Annotated in this window: 19 protein-coding genes; 15 read left to right on the forward strand and 4 right to left on the reverse strand. The window is 56.3% G+C overall.

Annotation, left to right across the window (positions count from 1 at the left end):
• Nucleotides 1–267 precede the first annotated feature (267 nt).
• Nucleotides 268–1,788, forward strand: a complete 1,521-nt coding sequence (locus tag ADG72_RS07910) for an amino acid permease (RefSeq protein WP_048714176.1) — start codon at nt 268–270, stop codon at nt 1,786–1,788.
• A 164-nt stretch (nt 1,789–1,952) separates the two neighbouring features.
• Here ADG72_RS07910 and msrA read toward each other — a convergent pair whose 3' ends face one another.
• Together msrA and rpsT are read right to left on the reverse strand one after the other, a co-directional pair.
• Nucleotides 1,953–2,747 carry a peptide-methionine (S)-S-oxide reductase MsrA gene (msrA, locus tag ADG72_RS07915; protein WP_107070856.1) on the reverse strand — a complete coding sequence of 265 codons (795 nt, stop codon included), beginning with the start codon at nt 2,745–2,747 and terminating at the stop codon, nt 1,953–1,955.
• A 150-nt stretch (nt 2,748–2,897) separates the two neighbouring features.
• Nucleotides 2,898–3,161 carry a 30S ribosomal protein S20 gene (rpsT, locus tag ADG72_RS07920; protein ID WP_009408961.1) on the reverse strand — a complete coding sequence of 88 codons (264 nt, stop codon included), beginning with the start codon at nt 3,159–3,161 and terminating at the stop codon, nt 2,898–2,900.
• 290 nt (nt 3,162–3,451) lie between these two features.
• On the opposite strand from rpsT, the gene lepA reads away from it, so the two are divergent.
• The 14 genes from lepA (at nt 3,452) to leuA (ending at nt 20,435) form a co-directional block, all read left to right on the forward strand.
• Nucleotides 3,452–5,326, forward strand: a complete 1,875-nt coding sequence (gene lepA, locus ADG72_RS07925; RefSeq protein ID WP_048714179.1) for a translation elongation factor 4 — start codon at nt 3,452–3,454, stop codon at nt 5,324–5,326.
• Nucleotides 5,307–6,179 carry a tRNA (guanosine(46)-N7)-methyltransferase TrmB gene (gene trmB / locus ADG72_RS07930; protein WP_048714181.1) on the forward strand — a complete coding sequence of 291 codons (873 nt, stop codon included), beginning with the start codon at nt 5,307–5,309 and terminating at the stop codon, nt 6,177–6,179. Before lepA ends, trmB begins: the two co-directional genes overlap by 20 nt.
• Nucleotides 6,180–6,603: 424 nt before the next feature.
• On the forward strand, nt 6,604–7,866 hold the full coding sequence (locus ADG72_RS07935; protein WP_239667705.1) for a CynX/NimT family MFS transporter: 1,263 nt from the start codon (nt 6,604–6,606) through the stop codon (nt 7,864–7,866).
• A complete protein-coding gene (hemW, locus tag ADG72_RS07940) occupies nt 7,863–9,128 on the forward strand; it encodes a radical SAM family heme chaperone HemW (RefSeq protein WP_048714184.1) in 1,266 nt (421 codons plus the stop codon). The genes ADG72_RS07935 and hemW overlap by 4 nt, the downstream gene beginning before the upstream one ends.
• A 138-nt stretch (nt 9,129–9,266) precedes the next feature.
• Nucleotides 9,267–10,151 carry a DUF3097 family protein gene (locus ADG72_RS07945; RefSeq protein WP_080978686.1) on the forward strand — a complete coding sequence of 295 codons (885 nt, stop codon included), beginning with the start codon at nt 9,267–9,269 and terminating at the stop codon, nt 10,149–10,151.
• Between the two features lie 91 nt (nt 10,152–10,242).
• Nucleotides 10,243–11,259 (forward strand): heat-inducible transcriptional repressor HrcA, encoded by a 1,017-nt coding sequence (hrcA, locus tag ADG72_RS07950; RefSeq protein WP_048714185.1) that lies wholly within the window; start codon nt 10,243–10,245, stop codon nt 11,257–11,259.
• Nucleotides 11,260–11,280: 21 nt separating this feature from the next.
• Nucleotides 11,281–12,399 carry a molecular chaperone DnaJ gene (gene dnaJ / locus ADG72_RS07955; RefSeq protein WP_048714187.1) on the forward strand — a complete coding sequence of 373 codons (1,119 nt, stop codon included), beginning with the start codon at nt 11,281–11,283 and terminating at the stop codon, nt 12,397–12,399.
• 17 nt (nt 12,400–12,416) lie between these two features.
• Nucleotides 12,417–13,232, forward strand: coding sequence for a 16S rRNA (uracil(1498)-N(3))-methyltransferase (locus tag ADG72_RS07960; RefSeq protein ID WP_048714188.1), 816 nt, complete (start codon nt 12,417–12,419; stop codon nt 13,230–13,232).
• Nucleotide 13,233: 1 nt separating this feature from the next.
• Entirely contained in the window at nt 13,234–14,241 is a 1,008-nt protein-coding gene (locus ADG72_RS07965) for a PhoH family protein (protein ID WP_048714190.1), read from the forward strand.
• Nucleotides 14,242–14,244: 3 nt separating this feature from the next.
• On the forward strand, nt 14,245–14,694 hold the full coding sequence (gene ybeY, locus ADG72_RS07970) for an rRNA maturation RNase YbeY (protein WP_009408972.1): 450 nt from the start codon (nt 14,245–14,247) through the stop codon (nt 14,692–14,694).
• Nucleotides 14,691–16,001, forward strand: coding sequence for a hemolysin family protein (locus ADG72_RS07975; protein WP_048714192.1), 1,311 nt, complete (start codon nt 14,691–14,693; stop codon nt 15,999–16,001). The genes ybeY and ADG72_RS07975 overlap by 4 nt, the downstream gene beginning before the upstream one ends.
• 5 nt (nt 16,002–16,006) lie before the next feature.
• Complete coding sequence (gene era, locus ADG72_RS07980) at nt 16,007–17,143, forward strand: GTPase Era (RefSeq protein WP_048714195.1); 1,137 nt, start codon at nt 16,007–16,009, stop codon at nt 17,141–17,143.
• A 162-nt stretch (nt 17,144–17,305) separates the two neighbouring features.
• Nucleotides 17,306–18,595, forward strand: a complete 1,290-nt coding sequence (locus ADG72_RS07985) for a threonine/serine ThrE exporter family protein (RefSeq protein ID WP_048714355.1) — start codon at nt 17,306–17,308, stop codon at nt 18,593–18,595.
• 79 nt (nt 18,596–18,674) lie between these two features.
• A complete protein-coding gene (leuA, locus tag ADG72_RS07990; protein ID WP_048714196.1) occupies nt 18,675–20,435 on the forward strand; it encodes a 2-isopropylmalate synthase in 1,761 nt (586 codons plus the stop codon).
• 143 nt (nt 20,436–20,578) lie between these two features.
• Here the strand turns inward: leuA and ADG72_RS07995 are convergent, their stop codons facing one another.
• Both ADG72_RS07995 and ADG72_RS08000 read right to left on the reverse strand, forming a co-directional pair.
• Complete coding sequence (locus tag ADG72_RS07995; RefSeq protein ID WP_048714198.1) at nt 20,579–21,547, reverse strand: Dyp-type peroxidase; 969 nt, start codon at nt 21,545–21,547, stop codon at nt 20,579–20,581.
• Nucleotides 21,548–21,630: 83 nt separating this feature from the next.
• On the reverse strand, nt 21,631–22,260 hold the full coding sequence (locus ADG72_RS08000) for a TetR/AcrR family transcriptional regulator (protein ID WP_048714200.1): 630 nt from the start codon (nt 22,258–22,260) through the stop codon (nt 21,631–21,633).
• Nucleotides 22,261–22,341 lie beyond the last annotated feature (81 nt).

Here is a 22,341-nt window from a genome sequence, read left to right on the forward strand (position 1 = left end):
ACTGCATACCCATAACATCTTCGGAAGGTTTCGCCTCATAATTATTCCAATCATGCAGTTGTAGGATTGATCTGTTTTTCTCAAGGATACTGTGCTTCTTCGGGTTGCTGGTTGAATATGTTGGCGAAGTAACACGGATATAAATTCCCTCACAAGCATGTCCAAAAGGTAAACAGTTTGGAAAAAGTGGGTCATTAGATGGCACACTAGTGGAACCAGAGTCGGCGGCGTCCGGCCGCAGACTGATAAACCAAAGGAGAGTGCGGCATGGAAACGCCGAACCCCAGTGCAGTGGAAGTGAACCTTGAGACTGACCAGCAGGTACAGTCCAAGGACAAGCCCCAGCGCACGGAACTCAAGCGTGGTTTATCGGCACGCCACATGCAGATGATCGCGATCGGTGGTGCAATTGGTACCGGTCTCTTCGTCGCCTCGGGCGCAACGATCTCAACGGCTGGCCCCGGTGGCGCTTTGACTGCCTACGCCGTCATTGGCCTCATGGTGCTTCTGCTTATGCAATCTCTTGGTGAGATGAGCGCACACATGCCCGTTGCGGGATCTTTTCAGACCTACGCCACGCGTTTCGTCAGCCCTTCCTTCGGTTTTGCAATGGGCTGGAATTACTGGTTCAACTGGGCGATTACCGTCGCTGCTGAACTTGTGGCATCGGGATTGGTGATGTCTTACTGGTTGCCAGATGTTCCCTCATGGGTTTGGGCAATTTCCTTCCTTGTCTTACTGACTGTTCTTAATGCCCTGAGCGCCCGTGTCTATGGTGAGGCAGAATTCTGGTTCGCCCTGATCAAGGTCATCACCGTCGTCATCTTCCTGATTTCTGGCACCCTGATGATCTTCGGAATCTTCAACGACTCTCCGGGAGTGCAGAACTGGACGACCGGCGATGCTCCCTTCCACGGCGGATTCTTGGCCATCATCTCAGTCTTCATGATCGCAGGCTTTTCCTTCCAAGGAACCGAGCTTGTGGGTGTCGCCGCAGGCGAATCATCGAATCCTCGCCGCGATGTGCCTCGCGCAATCAAGACCGTGTTCTGGCGCATTATGTTCTTCTACATTGGCGCAATCGCAATCATCGGCACTCTGATTCCTTTCACCGATCCGAACCTGCTGCGCGATTCTGCCTCGGATATTGCCTACTCGCCCTTCACTTTGGTCTTTGAGCGTATGGGTGTTGCTGCCGCGGCAGCCGTCATGAACGCCGTCATTTTGACCGCGATTCTCTCCGCAGGAAACTCTGGACTCTACGCATCCACTCGCATGCTCCACTCGATGGCACTGAGTGGCCAGGCTCCTCGCTTCTTTGGAAAGGTCACCAGCCACGGCGTGCCGATCTACGCAATGCTCGCAACCTCGGCTGTTGGTGCACTGGGATTCGTTGCAGCACTGGTGAGTGAAGACACCGCTTACACGTGGTTGCTCAACGTTTCAGGCCTCTCCGGATTCATCGTTTGGCTGGGTATTGCGGCATGCCACTGGCGTTTCCGCCGGGCGTACGTCAAGCAGGGACGCTCCCTTGACGAGCTTCCCTACAAGGCGCCCTTCTTCCCCTTCGGTCCGATCTTGGCCTTCACCATGTGCTTGATCGTTCTGCTGGGCCAGAATTACGAGGCCGTCTTCCGCGGCCAGCTCCTGCAGGTTGCCTCCTCGTACATCGGCCTTCCGATCTTCTTGCTCATCTGGTTGGGCTACCACCTGGTGAAGAAGGATCGTACCGTCAGCTTGGACGAAATGGACGTTGAGGGCGTGACCATCACGCCTGAAGAGGCATGAGCCGTTAGCTGTTAAACGCAATTTGGGGGAGGCAGTTTCTGCCTCCCCCAAATTATTTGCTCCCGCATGGGGACTGTAATTAATAGAGAGCAGAAAGTGTGTTGTGATGCGTCGCAGCTCTCTATATTCCCAAATGCCCGCAGCGCGCTGCAGTGTATGAGTGTCTACCGCGGTGGTTCGATGCTTACTTGTGCGGGCATATTGAGGATTCCCACGGGGCAGCTCACTCCATTTGGCCCGTGATTGCAATAGCCATCAGGGTTCTTTTCTAAGTAGGCCTGGTGGTAGTCCTCGGCCAGGTAGAAAGGGCCACCTGACTGGGCAAAGCAGGCCCCGGCCTCGCCAATCGTTGTGTAGCAGCGGGCTCCCGGCACCGCGCGCTCCAACTCAGCCACCCACGCACCGCGCAGAAGCGATGCCACCTCAGCCTGCCTCGGCGTCGTCACCCAAATCGCGCTCCGGTACTGAGTGCCCACGTCGTTGCCATGACGGTTGGGGCGAGTGGAATCGTGGTTTTCGAAGAAGGTCTTGATCAGGCTCGCTCCGCCTTCGCCGGTTACGGAGGGGTCGTAGGCAACAGCAACGGTCTCGGCGTGGCCCGTGCGTCCTGTACATACCTCTCGGTAGGTGGGGTTTGCATTCCCGCCACCCATGTAGCCGACGGCCGTTGCCCAGACTCCTTCTTGGCGCCAGAAGATGCGTTCAACGCCCCAGAAGCAGCCCGCGGCAAGGTAGAGCACCTCGAAGCCGGTAGGAACCGGATCGGTCGCGCGCGTTCCGTTTACCGGGTGAAGTTCAAGCGCATCTAAGATTGGATGCCTGCCACCTGGAATGTCTGCGGGAAGAGTGCCCGCAGTAGGGGAGTCTAGGTAGCGCTCGGCGCCCTCTGGTAGACGAGGCCAGTCTTGGTGTGGCCCTGCAGCGAAGTGGTCAGTAGTGGGTGAAGGATTAGTGGTCATCTTTGGCTCCTTCAATGTGTGGCGGGCAAGGTGCAAACTGCCACGGGGAAATGAGTTCTTCTGTCCCGTATTCTATGGCGATATTCAAGCCTTTGTAGACAAAAATGTGGCCCCTGCAGTTTCCTGCAAGGGCCACATCAAGCGATTAAATCAGCCGAGCGACTGGACGCGACGGGCAAGCTTGGACTTGCGGTTCGCGGCCTGGTTGCGGTGAATAACGCCCTTCGAGACGGCCTTGTCGAGCTTACGCGATGCGACGCGCAGAGCTTCGATAGCTGCTTCCTTGTCGCCAGCCTCGACGGCTTCGCGAGTCTTGCGCACCAGGGTCTTCAGTTCAGACTTGACTGCCAGGTTGCGCTGACGGCGCTTCTCGTTGGTGCGGATCCGCTTGATCTGAGACTTAATGTTCGCCACAGTCGGATTACTCCTTGGTCTTTCGTTCGTACAGGTCGGTGAGGGCTGTGTCAGTGTCGGGACTGGGGCATGGGGACACCCGCAAACGACTCTAACCAGACCCCCTGCCCGACCAGGCTGGGAGTCCGAAGGACAACTCTAGCAGAAATCGAAGCGCAGAACGACCTCCGATATCCCCATAAAAGCCCGATAAATGGTGAGAACGCACACCCTATCGGCGTGGAATTGGCACCCCGGTGCTTACTAATGGGACGATAGACCAGACGTCACAACCCTTCCGGAGGTCTTGCTTGTCCCCGATTCCTACTCCTGAGCAGCTCGCGCAGATCCAACCCGCGGCCACTCCGCAGGAACGTATCCGTAATTTCTGCATCATCGCTCACATCGATCACGGCAAGTCCACTCTGGCTGACCGCATGCTCCAACTCACCGGTGTGGTCGCTAGCAGAGATATGCGCGATCAGTACTTGGATCGTATGGATATTGAGCGCGAACGCGGCATCACCATCAAAAGCCAGGCCGTGCGTATGCCATGGGCTTATGAGGGTGAACCTTTTGCGCTGAATATGATCGACACCCCCGGACACGTCGACTTCACCTACGAGGTTTCGCGATCCCTGGCCGCATGTGAAGGCGCGGTTCTCCTTGTTGACGCCGCACAGGGGATTGAGGCCCAGACTCTGGCAAATCTCTACCTTGCCATGGAAAATGACCTCACGATCATCCCAGTGCTGAACAAGATCGACCTTCCCGGAGCTCAGCCTGAAAAGTACGCCCAGGAAATTAGCCAGCTCATTGGCGTCGACCCCGACGAAGTTCTGCGAGTTTCAGGCAAAACAGGTGAAGGTGTTCCCGCCCTTCTTGATGAGATCGTCCGGCAGATTCCCTCGCCTTCGGGCAACCCCGACGCCCCGACCCGAGCGATGATTTTCGACTCTGTCTACGACACCTATCGAGGCGTCGTTACCTATGTCCGAGTTGTCGATGGCATGCTCTCCACCCGCGAGCGCGTCCGAATGATGTCGACGGGCGCGACCCACGAGCTTCTTGAGATTGGTGTTATTTCACCAGAACCAACGCCTTCGCAAGGAATTGGTGCAGGTGAAGTTGGCTACCTCATCACCGGTGTGAAAGACGTTCGCCAATCCCGTGTTGGTGACACCATGACTTTGGCAGTTCGCGGCGCCGAGAAACCGCTGGCCGGTTACCGTGATCCACGGCCCATGGTTTTCTCGGGCATCTACCCGGTCGATGGATCGGATTTCCCGGATCTGCGAGACGCGCTTGAGCGCCTCCAGCTCAATGACGCGGCGCTCACTTTCGAACCCGAATCCAGTGCGGCACTGGGCTTTGGCTTCCGATGCGGCTTCCTGGGCCTTCTCCATCTTGAGATTGTTCGCGAACGCTTAGAGCGTGAATTCAAGCTGGACCTGATTGCCACAGCACCGAACGTTGTCTACAAGGTCGTTGCTGAAGATGGGACCGAAATCCAGGTCGATAACCCCTCAGAATTCCCCGAGGGAAAGATTTCTGAGGTCCGTGAGCCAGTTGTTAACGCAACGATCCTGACTCCGACTGAATTCACGGGCACGATTATGGAGCTGTGCCAAGATCGCCGTGGAACCATGCGAGGAATGGACTATCTCTCTGAGGACCGCGTTGAGTTGCACTATCAGCTGCCCCTGGCAGAGATCGTCTTCGATTTCTTCGATCACCTGAAGTCACGCACTCGCGGTTATGCATCGTTGGACTACCACGAAAGCGGCGAGCAGGTTGCCGACCTAGTGAAGGTCGACATTTTGCTCAACGGTGACCGCGTGGATGCCTTCAGTGCGATCGTCCACAAGGACCAGGCCTATGCCTACGGTCTGCGGATGACGAAGCGCTTGAAGGAACTGATCCCTCGTCAACAGTTCGAAATCCCCGTCCAAGCTGCAGTGGGTGCACGCGTCATTGCCCGCGAAAACATCAAGGCTCTTCGCAAGGACATGCTTGCCAAGTGCTACGGCGGCGATATCACCCGTAAGCGCAAGCTGCTGGAGAAGCAGAAGGAAGGCAAGAAGCGTATGAAGTCGATCGGGCGCGTGGACGTGCCCCAAGAGGCCTTCATCGCTGCATTGACCTCTGACGTGCCCACTGGAAAAAATGATCGTGGCAGAGGATAACGAGGCCGTGGGCGGGTCAGCAGCACAGGCTGCTGATATCGCTCAGTCCGCCGGCGCCAATATCCGCAATGGTCGCCGACCGGGAGACGCACCCGAGGGCACCGTCTTCATGAGCCGGACCAAATCCTTCACCAGGCGCAGTCGCGAGCTTCCTCCAAACCTTGCGCGGACGTGGGATGCTCACGCCGAGCGTTACGTCATTGAGCCTCGCCGAGGTATTGGTTACACGACCGTTGCCGAAGATTTTCGACTTGACCCCGTGGAACTATTCGGTCGTAGTGCTCCGCTGACTTTGGAGATCGGCTCGGGAACGGGCGAACAGATCGTTGCTGCGGCTGCTGCTCATCCCGATCGTGATTATCTTGCGCTCGAAGTGTGGGTTCCCGGGATTGCCAAGTTGGTTTCAAAGGCTGTAGAAGCCGGCGTCGACAATATTCGTGTTCTCGAGGCCGATGCAGCCCAAGCCCTTCCCTTCCTTTTAGCGGATGCGAGCCTTGATGAGGTCTGGACGTTCTTCCCTGACCCGTGGCGAAAGGCACGTCACCATAAGCGGAGACTTGTCAGTGATGAGTTCGCTAGAGAAGTTGCCCGAGTCCTTCGTGATGGGGGAGTGTGGCGTCTTGCAACCGATTGGGACAATTACGCATGGCAAATGCGTGATGCCGTCGAAGCCTGCCCGCTTTTTGAAAATCCCTATCGAGGGCAAAGACCTGATTTAGAAGATCCCGAACCTGCGCGCGGCGGATTTGCTCCCCGCTACGAGGGGCGAGTCGTTACCCATTTTGAAACCCGAGGCATTGACGCGGGGCGCAGGGCTCATGACATCGTCGGAGTCCGCGTGCCTCGACAATGATGACGATCGGAGCCCAAATTGTTGCGCGATCAGCATCCTTTCCTCCCATATCACAAAGAGATTCGCGTGACATTCTGGGTGTCAATATTTCACGCGGTTGACAAAGTTTTATATGCTGTCTGGTGCATTGAGCTTTCACCTTGCGTGAAACGCCGGCTTCCTCTTCGCGATAGGCGGATCTGCGAAGAGTGGAGATGCGTTCTCTCGAGAACGCGCGGGGCGGGGCTTCCTCGATGAACCGAGAATTCCCCGCCTCGGTCCGCAACGTGTGCCCGCTTCCTCGAAAGAGGAAGCGGGCACTCTCTTATTCTTTTGTGGTTGTGCCCGCTGTTTCGGAGGAATCTGTACGCTAGGTGATTTCCTGCGCGAACTGTGAAAACATTGCCGATGGGTGTGTACGGTCACAACGAAGAAAGAGCTTGCCGTGAAACAGGGTGCTTACGCGCGATTTTTCCAGCGTAGGTTCGTGTGGATCCTCGTCATTCTCAGCGCCTTCATCCTTCTTGCCGGCTCTTTGCGGGGAGGCATCACCGCGCTGCCGCCGATCATTGATGTTGTTCAAAGAGAATTGGGACTTTCTGCGGCCCAGGCAGGCTTGGTCACTTCTATTCCCGTCTTCTGTTTTGGCTTCTTCACCCCGCTGACCTCGATTGTTCTTCGCCACTTTGCTCTCAACCAAGCCGTTTCTCTTGGATTAGCAATCGTTATTGTGGGTGCGATTGTGCGCTCTCTAGGATTGAGCTCCACCCTTTTTCTGGGGACCTTCCTGATCGGCCTTGGAACAACCGCGGGAAATCTTGTCATCACCATGCTGATCAGCAGGGACTTTCGCCATCGCGCTGGGATCATGACTGCCGTTTACTCCACGATGATCGATGTGACGATCGCGGCCTCGACGGCTTTTACCTTTCCCCTGGTTGCCTACATCGGTTGGCAGGGCGCTGCCGGTGTATGGGGAGTTGGTCCAGCTCTACTTGCACTGGTAGCTTGTTTGATTGTCTATCCCCTCAAACACCCAGGGATTAGGCCGTTTTTGGCACGCAAGGCCGGTTGGAAGGTCCGCTCAGACGATGCGCTTGTCACCAGCGAAGCGGCCACGGCCTCGGAAATCTATCGCTGGCCGATCGCTTGGCTCATGGCGCTTGCTTTCGCGATCAATACTTTCTGCTATTTCGGTGTTGCTGCATGGCTGCCGCGAATCTTGGCAGAAATGCTGCAGATGAACAGCGCTGATGCCGGATTTGCCGCCTCGATCTACCACGTCATCGGGGTCATCGCCCCTCTGACAATGATGGCCCTGCAGCGACTGATCCGCGGCCAAACCTCGACAATTCTGGGGATAGTCTCTTGCGCGTGGCTTCTCATGCCCCTTGGTATGCTCCTGCTTCCCTCCTGGTGGGTTGTGTGGAGCGCCTGCGGAGGACTGGGCCAAGGTGCATTCTTCTCAATTACCTTTACGCTGGTTATTGAACGCACGGCCACCACAGCGCAGACACGAACGCTTTCGGCGCTCGTCCAAAGCCTTGGCTATGGTCTTGGTGCGTTGGGGCCGTGGGCTATTGGGCGCATGGTGGATCTGACAGCGAACTGGTTCTGGCCCTTCATCGTATTGACGGTACTGACAGGAAGCCTTGTTGTGATTTCTCAAGTTGTTGCCCGCTCGACCTCCAGGCCGCACTCGCGATGAGCCCAGCACAGCCCGACGGTCAGCCCTGGGATCCACACGGCCTCCTTCTTCCGCAGCTGGCAGAAGCGAGTATTAATCGCCCATTGTCGATCTATGTCCATATCCCTTTTTGTCAGGTCCGTTGCGGCTATTGCGACTTCAACACCTACACGGTGGGCTTCGGTCCCGGTGCAGACCGGGTGAGCTACGACTCCAGCGCGCTCGCGGAAATGCGCCTAGCCGCGCAAATTCTCAGCGATGCTCAGATGCCTGCGCGCCCGGCCTCGAGCATTTTCTTTGGAGGGGGAACCCCCACCCTTCTTGATCCAGCCGCCTTGGCTCGCCTGCTTGAGGGCATTCGCCAAAACTTTGGGATTGCTCCCGGTGCAGAAGTCACGGTGGAAGCCAATCCCGAAAGCGTTGACGAGGCCGTTCTTGAAAGTCTGCGTGAGGCCGGGTTTACTCGCGTGTCATTTGGCATGCAATCCGCTGTCCCCACGGTTTTGCGCACGCTGGACCGCCGCCATGACCCCGCAAAACTTCCCGGACTGGTTTTAGCTGCTCGTCAGCTGGGTTTAGATGTCTCTGTTGATCTCATTTACGGTGCTCCGGGCGAAAGCCTGCAGGATTGGGAAGTTTCTCTTCGCGAGGCTATCGCAATGGAACCGGATCACATCAGTGCTTACGCGCTGGTCATCGAAGAGGGAACCAAGATGGGAGCGCAGGTAGCCCGCGGAGAGTTGCCCATGCCAGACCCCGACGATGAGGCCTCGAAATATGAAATTGCCGATCGCTTGCTGGGGGAGGCCGGATACGCCTGGTATGAGATCTCGAATTTTGCCCGGAGGGAATCGGGAGAAGAAGGCCCCTCGACCCAGCTTCGTCATGCCTCGAAACACAACCTTGCCTATTGGCGTGACTGGGATTGGTGGGGGTTCGGCCCCGGAGCGCACTCACATGTCGGTCGCTACCGCTGGTGGAATGTCAAGCATCCCTCTGCCTATGCGCAACGTGTTACCCAGGGGCTTTCCCCCGCGCAGGCAGGCGAAATTCTCGATGCTCAAACACGAGAAATGGAACGTGTTTTGCTTGCGGTGCGCACCAGCGAAGGCGTGGACGCGCCTCGCGCTGGGGCAGAGCGCGACACTTTCCTTCAAGCCCTCCCGACTTTGGCCTCGGAAGGCCTCATCGAGGCAACACCCGCTGCCCAAGGCCGCGCGATCGTCACTCTTCAGGGACGTCTACTGGCGGATTATGTGACTCGGTGCCTCTTGGGATACTGAATCCCATCGGTTACTGAGTCCCCTGGGTTACTGAGCCTCTGCGGCTACTCAGTTAGGAGTCGCACAACTTCTCTGCATCCGAGTGTTGAAGCCTGCCTTGAGCGCTCGCACTCATAGTGTGGTGCGGTGACTTCAGATATGTACGGGACAAATATCTTTGAATTCGACCCGCACCGCGATGGGCCGGGTGCTCGACGACCGCGCTCAGTGGAGGTGCCCATCGAGTACGGCATGGTGCTTGAGGATATTTCCAGTGGATGGGTTGGTGCGGTAACTCGCGTCGAAAAATCCGGGGGAGTGCACCTGGTCGAGCTTGAAGACCGTCGAGGCCGGAAGCGTTCTTTCCCCCTGGGAGGCGGGTTTTGGCTGGAGGGTAAGCCGATTATTGCGCTCCCTCCGAAGGCTGCTCCCGCTCAAAAAGCTCCTGCGCTCACCACTGCGGGTGGTCGTGCGCTGACGAATTCGGGGTCGATCGCACCTGAGAAGCGTGTGGCTCGGGTTGCCAGGCAATCGCGCATCTGGGTTGAGGGGCGTCATGATGCGGAACTGATCCAGCACGTGTGGGGCGAGGATCTGGCCGATGTCGGCGTTGCCGTCCAGCTTCTAGAAGGTGTGGACCACTTAGAGGAAATTCTTGAGGTTTTTGGACCCACGAAGACCGTCCGTGCAGGAGTCCTGGTTGATCACCTGGTCCCGGGCTCCAAGGAATCGCGCATTGCCGAGGCCGTATCTATCCGTTGGGAAGACGCAGTGTTGGTCGTTGGGCACCCCTTCGTTGACATTTGGCAAGCTGTGAAGCCGCAGCGCCTGGGGCTCCAGGCATGGCCGGATGTCCCCAGGGGGACCGATATTAAGCACGGAACCTTGGAATATCTGGGGTGGCCTCACGCAAATCAGGCGGATATTGCTCAGGGCTGGAAGCGGATCTTGGCAACCGTTCGTAACTACAAGGATCTTGAACCGGCACTTTTGGGCCGGGTTGAAGAGCTTATTGATTTTGTGACGCAGCCGGGTCTGGAATAACGCGGCGGAAAGTGTTGATGAGGGGACGAAAAAGGTAATCTCGCGGTAAACTGGCACTCAGATAGTGTGAGTGCCAAATGAGGGAGGATGAATGAACGACCGTCGTCTGGACGTTCTGCGTGCCATCGTGTCCCAGTATGTCCACACACGCGAACCCGTCGGATCTAAAGCGATCGCGCAATCTCAAGACCTCGGGGTATCTTCGGCGACTATTCGTAACGATATGGCCGTCCTTGAAGAAGCTGGGTTGATCTACCAACCTCACACCAGTGCGGGACGTGTTCCGACTGATAAAGGCTATCGTGCCTTCGTTGATCAGCTGTCCACTCTCAAGCCGATGAGTCCGGCAGAACGCCAAGCCGTCGAAAAATTCTTGGCACAGGCGCAGGATTTAGACGATGTCGTCATGAATACCGTGCGTTTGCTTGCTCAAGTGACGCATCAGGTGGCGCTCATTGAATACCCCGTTCATGCGCGCTCGACGCTCAGTCGAATTGAATGCGTTGACCTGTCAGATCAGCGATTGTTGGTTGTTGTTATTACCCAGCAGGGCAAAGTTTTTGAACGCCTGCGTGAGATGCCTCAAGACGTCACTCAAGATGATCTTTTGGCTGTCCGAGCGGTTCTTAATGCTGCTTACCAGGGAATGAGTGCTGCTCAGGTGCGTGCGCATTGTGAGGCTCTCTCTCAGACACTTCCCCCGACGCTGCTTGCGTTTGCAACAGAGATGAGCGACACCGTCGCGACATTGCTTCAAGGGGAGCCCTCCTCGCGCATTGCAATGGCAGGAATGTCGAATCTTGCGCGCAGCGGTGTTGATTTCCACGATATTGCACCGGTCTTGGATGCTTTGGAAGAACAGGTTGTCCTTCTTCGTCTTTTCGCTGAGATGGATGAAGGCAACGGCGATGTTCATGTCTCCATTGGCTCTGAAAACGGCCACGATGCTTTCGTTGAAACCTCTCTTGTTTCCGGAACCTATGCCTCCGGAGAAAACTCGGCGCACCTCGGGGTTCTTGGCCCCACGCGCATGGACTACGCCTCGACAATGTCCACGGTCCGCGCCGTGGCCGCCTACCTCTCTAAATTCCTGAATTCCACACACTGAACGGGTTACAAAAGGACATTCGTGAACGACGATTACTACGCAATCCTTGGAGTCTCTCGCGACGCTGACCAGAGCGAGATTAAGAAGGCCTATCGCAAGAAGGCCCGCGAAACTCACCCCGATTACGGTGGGGATGAGGAGGCTTTCAAGGCCGTGTCGGTTGCCTATGAAACCCTCTCCGACCCAGAAAAACGCCGCATGTACGACATCGGTGGTCCCGATGCTGCGCGTGGTGGCGGCTACGGTGCGGAGTCTTTCGATTTCGGTGACATTCTGACGACAATGTTCGGAGGTGCCTTTGGCGGAGGCTTTGGCGGAAACCAAGGACCTGCATCGCGAACTCGCCAAGGACGCGACCAGCTAACCCAGGTTGCAATCACCTTGAAGGACGCCGCTTTTGGTGCTCACCAGCAGATTTCGCTCAACACCTATGTGACCTGCGAGGTGTGCCACGGGGCTATGTGTGAGCCGGGAACCGAAGCGGTGACCTGCACGACCTGTAAGGGACAGGGGTACTCGATTCAGCAGCAGCGCACCATGCTGGGAACCATGCAAACTCAGGTTCCCTGCCCAAGCTGTCAGGGCTATGGGACTGTCATTGAACACCCCTGTCACGAGTGCTCCGGTCAGGGACGCGTTCGTGCGCATCGCACCTTGACCATTGATATCCCCGCCGGCGCGGGCGACGGAATGCGCTTGCGTCTTGCCGGACAGGGCGAGGCCGGTCCCGGCGGTGGTCCCAATGGCGATCTCTACGTCGACATTGTCGAGAAGCGCGATCCTACTTTTTCGCGTCAGGGGGACGACCTGTACATGACGGTGACCGTTCCCATGACCGCAGCTGCTTTGGGAAGCACGTTTGAGCTGGAGACCTTGGACGGCGCCCAGTCCGTGACCATTCAGCCCGGTACGCAGCCCGGCGATGAGGTTCGCTTGGATGGACTGGGTGTTGGCCATCTCCAACGCCCCGGTCGCGGAGACCTTCACGTCGCAATTAACGTCGAAATCCCGCGCAAACTTGATGACCGCTCACGCGAGCTCCTTGAAGAGCTCTCCCAGGTTCGCGGAGAAGAAAGCGTCCGTCCTGAAAAGCGCGGATCCTCCTTCTTCGACAAGCTTCGTGAAACCTTCGGCGCCTAGTTAAGGACATCACCTGTATGACGCTTCCGGTTTTCATCGCTCCCGACGCGGACGAATTGAGTGCCTGCGCACGGGGAGATTCCTACGTTTTAGACGGGGATGAAGGCTTTCACGCGGCAACCGTTCGACGGATCGATGTCGGAGCCATGCTTGATGTCGTTGACGGGATGGGGCTTCGCGCCCGTTGCACGGTTATTGACCGCGCAAAAAAGGCCCTGACTCTGCGCATTGACCACCTTGAACGTGAGGATCAGCCTGAGGTTGAACTAATGCTGATCCAAGCCCTTTCGACGGGTGGACGCGATGAAATGGCCATCGAAATGGCAACAGAAGTTGGCGTTGACTCAGTAATGCCGTGGCAGGCAAATCGCAGTGAGGTCCGCTGGAAGGGCGAAAAAGCCGCGAAGGGCATGCGAAAGTGGGAATCCACCTTGCGATCAGCGACAAAACAATCGCGGCGCGCATTTATCCCACGCCTTGAAGAAGCCCATTCGTCTGCTGCCTTAGCACAATGGATTTCACAAGCCACGGAACATGATGCTTGGGTTTTGGTCTGTCACGAGAGTACCGATCGCCGCCTGAGTGAACTCCTTCCTCAGCTGCGCGAGCTAAGCGCCCACGCTTCGTCGGCCTTGGCCGCCCAGTCCCAGCCTTCTTGTCCTCCCAAGATCGCCGTCATCGTTGGCCCTGAAGGTGGGGTTGACCCCGATGAGCTTTCTCTTTTCGAGGCCGCGGGAGCGAAAATCTGCCTGCTGGGAAATACCGTCCTTCGCGCTTCAAGCGCCGGACCAGTTGCGCTTTCACTGATCAGCGACGCTATTGGGAGATGGTGACATGGACGCCAAACGAATTGATATTCCCCGCGGCGTGGATCCCGTCGTACTTTTTGGAACTTCAGACCGCGTTTTGCGAGCTCTTGAAAACGGTTTCCCTCAGGTCCGCTTCACCTTACTTGGCCGCACTTTATCCATGATTGGCCCCGAAGGAATTGTGGATATGGCCGCTCAGCTGGTCGAAGAGCTCATTGAACTTGCTCGAGATGGGCATTCTCTTGACGCTGACGGCGTTGAACAGGCAATTGCTCTGCTCATGACTGCTAGCTCCACGGATGAACGCCCCCAAGAAATTCTGCGCTCGCGGGGACGATCCATTCGACCGCAATCTGCCGGGCAAAAAGCGTATGTCGAGGCGATTGAGCGTTCGACCGTCGTCTTTGGGTTGGGACCTGCCGGCACTGGAAAGACCTACCTTGCGATGGCCCAAGCTGTATCCTCCCTGCTTTCCGGACAGGTGCGCCGAATCGTCTTGACCCGCCCTGCAGTTGAAGCGGGAGAAAATCTTGGTTTCCTTCCGGGCACGCTCACGGACAAGATCGATCCCTATCTGCGTCCGCTCTATGACGCGCTGGGAGACATGATGGATCCGGATGCGCTGCCAAAACTTATGGCCTCTGGTGCAGTTGAGGTCGCGCCCTTGGCATATATGCGCGGACGAACGCTCAATGATTCATTCATCATCTTGGACGAGGCTCAGAACACGACGCTCGCGCAGATGAAGATGTTCCTGACCCGTTTAGGCTTTAACTCAAAGGTTGTTGTTACCGGTGACGCCTCACAGATTGACCTAGCGGGGGAGCGCTCCAGCGGTCTTCTCGTCATTGAAGATATTCTCAGTGGCATCGATGACATAGAATTTTGTCATCTGACAAGCGCCGATGTTGTGCGTCATCGCCTTGTCGGCCAAATTATTGACGCATACGAACGTTGGGACGAATCCATGGCCAGCCTCAAAGCACGCCGTGACCGTTCCCTGCACACCCGTAACCGACACAATGGACGCTGAGTCATGACTGAAGTTCTTAACGAAACCGACTACCAGATCGACTGTGAAGAGTTCGTGCGCTTGGCCGACTTCGTGCTCAGCGCCATGCATGTCTCCACAGAGGTCGAGCTCAATATCATTTTCATCGACCCCGAACCCATGGAAGAACTCCATGTTCGCTGGCTGGATCTGGAAGGCCCGACCGATGTCATGAGCTTCCCCATGGACGAGCTCCGTCCGGGCACTGCGGATCATCCGACGGAATCGGGAACCCTGGGCGATATTTGCATCTGTCCGCAGGTTGCAGAGCAGCAGGCTCGCCAGGCCGGACATTCCTCGGTTGAAGAAATGCTCTTCTTGGCGACCCACGGCATGCTTCACCTTCTGGGCTATGACCATGCAGAACCGGCTGAAAAAGAAGAAATGTTCACCCTGCAACGCCAGCTCCTCTTGAGCTTCCTCGCACAGCGATGATCGAAGCTGCTATCCCCGTCGCGGGGATGAGTATCCTTGCCGCAATTGCTCTTCTGAGCGCAATGGTTTTTGCGGCAAGTGAGTTTTCGATCGCTAAGCTCACCCACGCCGCGGTTGAAGACCTGATCGAGGACGACAAAAAGAACGCCCGAGCCCTGTTCAAACTGGTTGATCAACGTCGCTTAGTTATTTTTGTCCTTCGAGGCGTCCGCACCTTCCTGCAGGTTGTCTTTGCCGTTTCAATGGCGACCATTGCTCTGCATTTTTCACACTACTGGTGGCTGGGAGGGCTAGTTGCAATCGTCATTGTGACGATTGTGCAATTCTTTGCTAACAGCATCATTGCCACGCGCTGGGCACAGCGCAATCCCACTGGTATCGCGCTCTTCTTCACGCCCCTGATGAGCCGTTTGGTCGCAATTGCACATTTCTTCTCGCCTGCTGCTCAGAAGGTCAAGGCCTATCTTCCGCAGTCTGAGCGAACCGAAGCTGAGATGCGTGCAGACATGGCAGATGAACTGCGTGAAATGGTTGATCGCGTTGGCGAAACCGAAGGCCTTGAAGAAGAAGACCGAGAGATGTTGCGCTCGGTTTTCGAATTAGGGCATACCTTGGTTCGTGAGGTGATGGTCCCGCGGACCGAAATGCTGACGATCGCATTCGATGTTCCGGCTCGGAAGGCATTACGCCTCTTTGTACGCTCCGGTTTCTCGCGTCTGCCCGTTATTGGAGAGGACACCGACGACGTCCGTGGAATTTTGTTCTTTAAGGATGTCGTTCAGCGCCTTGAAAACCATGATGGAGAACATGAACTTCGCGCCGATCAGATGATGCGTCCTGCCGAGTTCACCATCGAAATGAAGCCGGTTGATGATCTGCTGCGTCAGATGCAGTCCGAACACTTCCACCTGGCGATGGTCGTCGATGAATATGGCGGGATCTCGGGCCTCGTTACCCTCGAAGACATCATCGAAGAAGTTGTCGGCGAACTCACCGACGAACACGATCGCAACACCATCGAGCCCGAAGAAATTTCCCCGGGCGTCTGGCGCGTTCCTTCGCGTTTCTCCATTAGCGAGCTCGGAGAGCTGTGGGGATTGGAACTCGAAGATGAAGACGTTGATTCCGTTGGCGGCTTGCTGGCCAAAGCGATTGGCCGTGTTCCGCTTCCGGGGGCAACTGGCGATATGCTCGGTGTGCACATGGTTGCCGAAGAAGCCCGAGGCCGCCGTCGCCAAGTTGGCACAATTGTCTGTTCCTATGTCCCTGAAACCCAGACCGAAGACTCTGAAGATCACCAGGAGTGAGAAAGATGCATTTCCCCAGCGATGATGAATTGATGGCCGGTCCGAACGCCTTCGAAGGCGTGGATCTCGATGCTCTTGAACTTCCTGATGAGGACTCGCAGGACGATGAAGAGGTCGATGCTGAGCTTGACGAGGCCGATGATGAGCGCGCCCACGACGTTGAGGATTCCGTCGAATCCTTGCGTCAACTCCGCGCAGAAACAAATGCGGGCGCAGACATCATTGTTCCCGACTTCCCAGAAGACTTTCGCGCGGGCTTCATCTCCATTGTTGGCCGCCCTAATGTCGGAAAGTCGACGCTGACCAACGCTCTTGTCGGCCACAAGGTCGCCATCACCTCGGGTCGCCCCGAAACGACACGCCACAACATTCGCGGGATCGTCCACGGCGAAAACTACCAGTTGGTATTGGTCGATACGCCCGGATATCACCGTCCGCGCACGCTGCTGGGTAGGCGTCTCAATGACATGGTTCGCGAGGCCTTGGCCGAAGTCGATTGCGTGGTCTTCTGTATGCCTGCGGATCAGCGCATCGGACCGGGAGACCAGTTCATTGCTCGGGAGCTGCGTTCTGTCCGACGCCCCGTGATTGCGGTTGCAACGAAGTGCGATAGTGTGCCGCGCGAACGCGTGCTTGAACACCTTCTGGCAATTGAAAAGCTGGGGGAGTGGAGCGCGATTGTTCCGGTTTCGTCCTTCAAGCACGAAGGCATTGATCGCCTGCGTGAAGTTTTGGCGGAAAAGGTTCCTCTCTCACCGCCCCTGTACCCGCAGGACGACATCTCCGATGAGTCACGCGAAACGATGATTGCAGAATTTATTCGCGAGGCCGCGCTGGAGGGCGTGCGCGATGAGCTTCCGCACTCGCTTGCGGTAAAGGTCGAAGAGATCATTGAACGCCCCAAGCGTGAAGGCGATGATCGTCCGCCTCTGCTGGATATCCACGTCAATGTCTATGTCGAACGCGATTCCCAAAAAGCCATCATTATTGGCAAGAAAGGTTCGCGTTTGAAGGAGATCGGCACTCGGGCCCGAGTGCATATTGAAGAATATCTGGGGCGCCGTGTGTACCTCGATCTGCATGTGCGTACCGCAAAGGACTGGCAGTCCGACCCGAAGATGCTTCAGCGTTTGGGCTTCTAATACCTGAACGTGGGGGATGCAACAAAAGGATCCTGACCAGGGTCCCGAGCTTTGCTGTCTTCTTCGTGGCATGCTTATCCCGTGAGCGAAAATCCCCAGAACCCTAACGCTTCAGCGCCTTTTCCGTTTGACCAGGACGACGCATCACTGACTGTGCACCGCATGGCTGCACATGATCGTCTGTCCCATCAGTCCCGAGTCGTTCTGCGCCTTGGCCAGATGCTTCTTTCTGCCGGCGCGGGCTCGTACCGCGTGAAGGCTTCGATGCGGACCTGTGCCGAGGCCGTTGGTATTGAGAAGCACCATGCTCAGGTGACCTTTACCGAGATTGTTGCGACAGCTTATGCGAATGGTACTTTCCGTACCGAGCTTGCTGAGCAGCGTCTTCTGGGAGTGAATGCGGACAAGATTGACCGCATTACAAACTACCTGGCATCCATTGAAGGCAAGCAGGTGCTTGTTGAGGATGTCGATAAGGCTCTTGACCGGATCGAATGTGTGAAGCCGCTGTATGGCTGGCTAGCGAATGCGCTTGCTTCTGGTTTAGCCTGTGCGGCCTTCTCCTTCCTCAACGCCGGGGGATGGGTTGAGTGCTCTGTCGTGGCAATTGCAGCCTTCTTCGGGCAGTTCCTCCGGCGCCAGATGCTCAAGCGACACATGAACCACTTTGGTGTGTGGATGCTTTGTGGTGCAGTTGCTTCTCCTATCTACATTCTGTGCGTCTATATGGCTCAGAAATATCTGGGTGTTGAACCCACACATCAAGCGGGCTTCATTTCTGCGTTGCTCTTCTTGGTTCCTGGCTTCCCATTGGTGACAGGAATTATTGACCTGGTCCGTCACGACTTTGCGGGTGGTATTCAGCGAATCGTGTATGTTGCAATGCTCGTGGTCTCTGCGGGCGTTGCGGTATGGACAATTTCGGAGGTCTTCAATTGGTCGGTCACCCCGCAATACATCGTTGAACTTCCGCCGATCATTCACTTTGCATTGCGCTTCTTTACCAGCTTTGTTGCGGCGTATGGCTTCGCGATGCTCTTTAATTCTCCGCCTAAGGTATGTACGGCTGCCGCTCTTATCGGTGCGGCTATTAATACCGGTCGTATCTTCCTTGCAGTTGTCGTGGGTGTTCCGGTCCCCGCAGCAGTCGGGCTTGCAGCGCTTGCAGCTGGTCTTCTTGCGGCAGCAGTTGCAAACCGCACGCGCTTCTCGCGTGTGACACTCTCCGTTCCCGCGGTGGTCATCATGATCCCGGGTGTGCCCCTGTACCGTTCGCTCACATACTTGAACAATGGGCAGACCCTGGACGCATTGGCGCAGCTCTTTACGGTCCTCTTCACGATTGTTGCGATTGGTATCGGCCTGGCGATTTCACGAATGCTTACCGACCGCGCGTGGCTCATGGAGAAACCAGTGTGCGTCCCGAAGCTCGGGGAATGCGACGCCGAGTAAAGGCGAGCACGCCAAGTAAACACTGTCCACCATGTGCACTCAAAGTGCCAGTATCAGTGGGTCTTCATAGACTGAAGGTGTGAAGACTACATCGAATGTTCCTCGTCCTGCAGGTTCTGGAATGCCCACGGTCAAGTACCGAGCATTCCTCGACACGAACCCTGTTGACCTTCCTGACCGACAGTGGCCCTCGAAGCGTATCACCCATGCGCCTCGGTGGATGTCAACGGATCTACGCGATGGAAACCAAGCTCTGATCGAGCCCATGGATCCGGCACGTAAGCGCAAGATGTTTGATCTTCTTGTTCGCATGGGATACAAGGAAATCGAAATTGGATTCCCCTCGGCTTCACAGACTGATTTCGATTTTGTTCGTTCTCTGTTGGAAGACGACGCCCTTCCCGAGGATGTCACCATTTCGGTGCTTACTCAGTCGCGCCCCGAGCTTATTGAGCGTACCGTCGAATCGCTGATTGGCTTCCCCCGGGCGACCGTGCACTTGTACAACGCAACCGCTCCGGTTTTTCGTGAGGTTGTCTTCCACGCAGACCGCGAGCAGACCATTGAGCTCGCACGCTTCGGTACGCGTGAAGTCATTGCACAGGCCGAACGCCAACTGGGTGACGAGACTATCTTTGGCTTTGAATATTCTCCCGAAGTTTTTATTGATACCGAGCGTGATTTCGCACTGGAAGTGTGCGAAGCCGTTATGGACATCTGGCAGCCACAAGAAGGCCGCGAGATCATCCTCAACCTGCCCTCGACCGTTGAACGCGCGACCCCCAATGTCTTCGCCGACCAGATCGAGTACATGTCGCGTAACCTTTCCCGACGCGAGCACATTGCGCTGTCTGTTCACCCGCACAATGATCGTGGAACCGGTGTCGCCAGTGCTGAACTTGCACTCCTCGCCGGCGCAGACCGCATCGAAGGCTGCCTCCTGGGACAAGGCGAACGTACCGGTAACGTTGACCTGCTGACCTTGGGCCTGAATCTTTTCAGCCAGGGAATTGATCCGGGCATCGACTTCTCGGACGTCGACGAGATCCGCCGCACCGTGGAGCACTGCACCCAGATGGAGGCTTCGCCGAGATCTCCCTATGTCGGAGATTTGGTGTACACCAGCTTCTCGGGCTCTCACCAAGACGCCATCAAGAAGGGTTTTGCCGCCCGTAAGACGAAGGTGGACGCCGCAGGGGGCGACGAGAACGCAGTGGTCTGGGAGCTTCCCTACCTGCCCATCGATCCTCACGATGTCGGTCGCTCCTACGAGGCCGTTGTGCGCGTGAATTCCCAGTCCGGTAAGGGTGGGGTTGCCTACCTTATGTCGCGGGCACACAACCTGGAGCTGCCTCGCCGCCTGCAGGTGGAGTTCTCGCGAATTGTTCAGCGCCACACCGACACTTACGGCGGAGAGATCAATGCCGAAACATTGTGGAAGATCTTTGCGGACGAGTATTTGCCGACAAGTGCGGCTCCTGGTCTTCAGTCGTGGGGTCGCTTCGAATTGCGTAAGTCCCAGGTGGGAACGGTCGACGACGAGCATGTTGAATTGCACGCAGAGCTCACGGACAACGGTGCGCTCACTGCAATCGATGCAAACGGAACTGGTCCGATTGACGCTTTTGTCTCAGCACTGCATCAATTCGACTTGGACGTGCGCGTCTTGGACTACTCCGAGCACGCAATGAGCCAGGGACGAGATGCGAAGGCCGCTTCTTACGTCGAAGCAGCTGTTGATGGAAAGATCGTCTGGGGCGTTGGAATCGACTCTTCGATTACCCGCGCGTCGTACAAAGCTGTGATCTCAGCAGTGAACCGTGCACTTCGAGATCAGTAAGTAGGTTTTATAATCAACGCGCACTTTGTGGTGAGTGAGTAAACCGCCCAGTGCAGCGTATAGGTGAGGGGGCATCGCTAAGATGCCCCCTCACCCATTTTTCTCCTCGCTAACGCAGGGAAAAAGAAGTCTTACGCGGAAGCTTAGTTGGCCTCGTTCGAGGGGAAATCGCCACCGGCAATCTCATCAAGAAGCTCAAGGGAAGGAATGAAGAATACCTGACCAAAGAGCACATGCGAGAAGGTCAGCAGGTAGTCCTTCTTCGCGACCATATTCGTGATCATGCCCTTGGTGATGCTCCAACGCGCAGAGTAGCCGATGAAGTAGGTGCCGGTGATACCTGCGGCGGGGTCAGAGAAGGGCACGTTCATGCGAACGATCTTGTTTTCTTCGCCATCGACGATGAACTTTGAGGAAACATTGTGTGCGTTCGCTGCCTTCGCGTCGTCATCAAGTTCAAGGTCGGTGAACTTCTCGCGTCCGATCGCACGCTCTTGCTCAGCGGTGCCCAGTGAACGCCACGCATCCATGTCGTGAACCCACTTTTGAGCAAATGCATAGGAACCTCCTGCGAATTGGGGGTCCTCGTCGCCAATCTCTGCCCAGAAGGGGGCATCGGCGTTTGTTGGATTTTCGGTGCCGTCAATGAAACCGATGATTGCTCGGCCTTCGAGGTAACGGAAGCCGTGGGTCTCATCAACGACCGTCGCGAATTCCTTGAAGGATAAGCGGTACTGCTCGGCTACTTCGTAGACCACGGCTTCGCGCTGTGCGCGAATGTGAAGGAAGAGATCAGCATCTTCACCGATGCCTTCGGGCATGGCAATGGAAGGATTGTCCTGATTGGTCAGTCCGGTGAATTCCTCGAGTTCCTTCGGCCGGGGTGCGCCCGGGAAGAGGTAGTCCCAGCCCTTACGACTCACTCCCAGCGCAACGCGCAGATCATCATTTTGGGCTCGGATATTCATCGAACGGTTGATCGCCTGGCTGCGATCGGCGAAGTCGCGGAAGGCCTCCAGTTCTGCGGCCTGATCCTTGCGATTGAACCGCAGGTAAACGAAAAGGACGCACTCGCCGGCATCTTTGTACACGTCTTGGGGATGAGTTGACATGATGGCCTCCACTTACAGTTTTTCAATCGTCTTCGATGATAGGCCGCTTGATGTATCGAGGCTGGGGGATGCAAGGAGGGAAGTCAGTGCAGCGGCGGGGGAGGAGTGGTGGAATAACGTTTCAAGGCGGTAAGAACGCTTCCACGCATGATGACTTCGATGTTCTCCACCAGGATGTATGGATCGGCGCGCATATCCTGGTTCAGCCAATGTAAGACATGCGCGACGACACTTAATGTGAAGTGGTCGATGATGAAATCACGGTATTGGGCGGAAAGAGGCGAAAAAACTGGAGTTGTGGTGCCGTCATCGCCGGTGCGCTCAGGTGCTTCCCCTTCGAGCTCAGTGATAATCGCGGCCATCATTTCGCGGAACGCATGGTAAAAAAATTCTTCCACCTCTTTACGGCTAAGCGAGGAGACGACAGCGTAGGTCTGTTCATGGTGCTGGCGCATATAGACCAAGAGATCGCATAGTCCATCTGACCATTCCTGGTAGGTCGCATGAGCCATGATGTGTGCGACGATCTCGCGTTCGAAAACCCAGGTTCCCAAGGACATGACATCGGGGAAGTGATAGTAAAAAGCTTGCCTAGTGACACCGGCTCGTTCGGTAAGACGACGGACCGTCACCTTTGTAATCGGTGTTGAACGCAATTCGTCTTTGAGGGCAGCACCGAGCTTCTCGCGGGTGTTTTCTGCGCTGGTAGACATGACTTCCTTGATGGGATCGATTCGCGTTCAGGCATGCGTATGAGTCGCACTCCTTTGAGTATTAGACACTTTCGAAATGAT

Source organism: Trueperella pyogenes, from assembly GCF_001070855.1.
GTDB classification, from domain to species: Bacteria; Actinomycetota; Actinomycetes; order Actinomycetales; family Actinomycetaceae; genus Pauljensenia; species Pauljensenia pyogenes_A.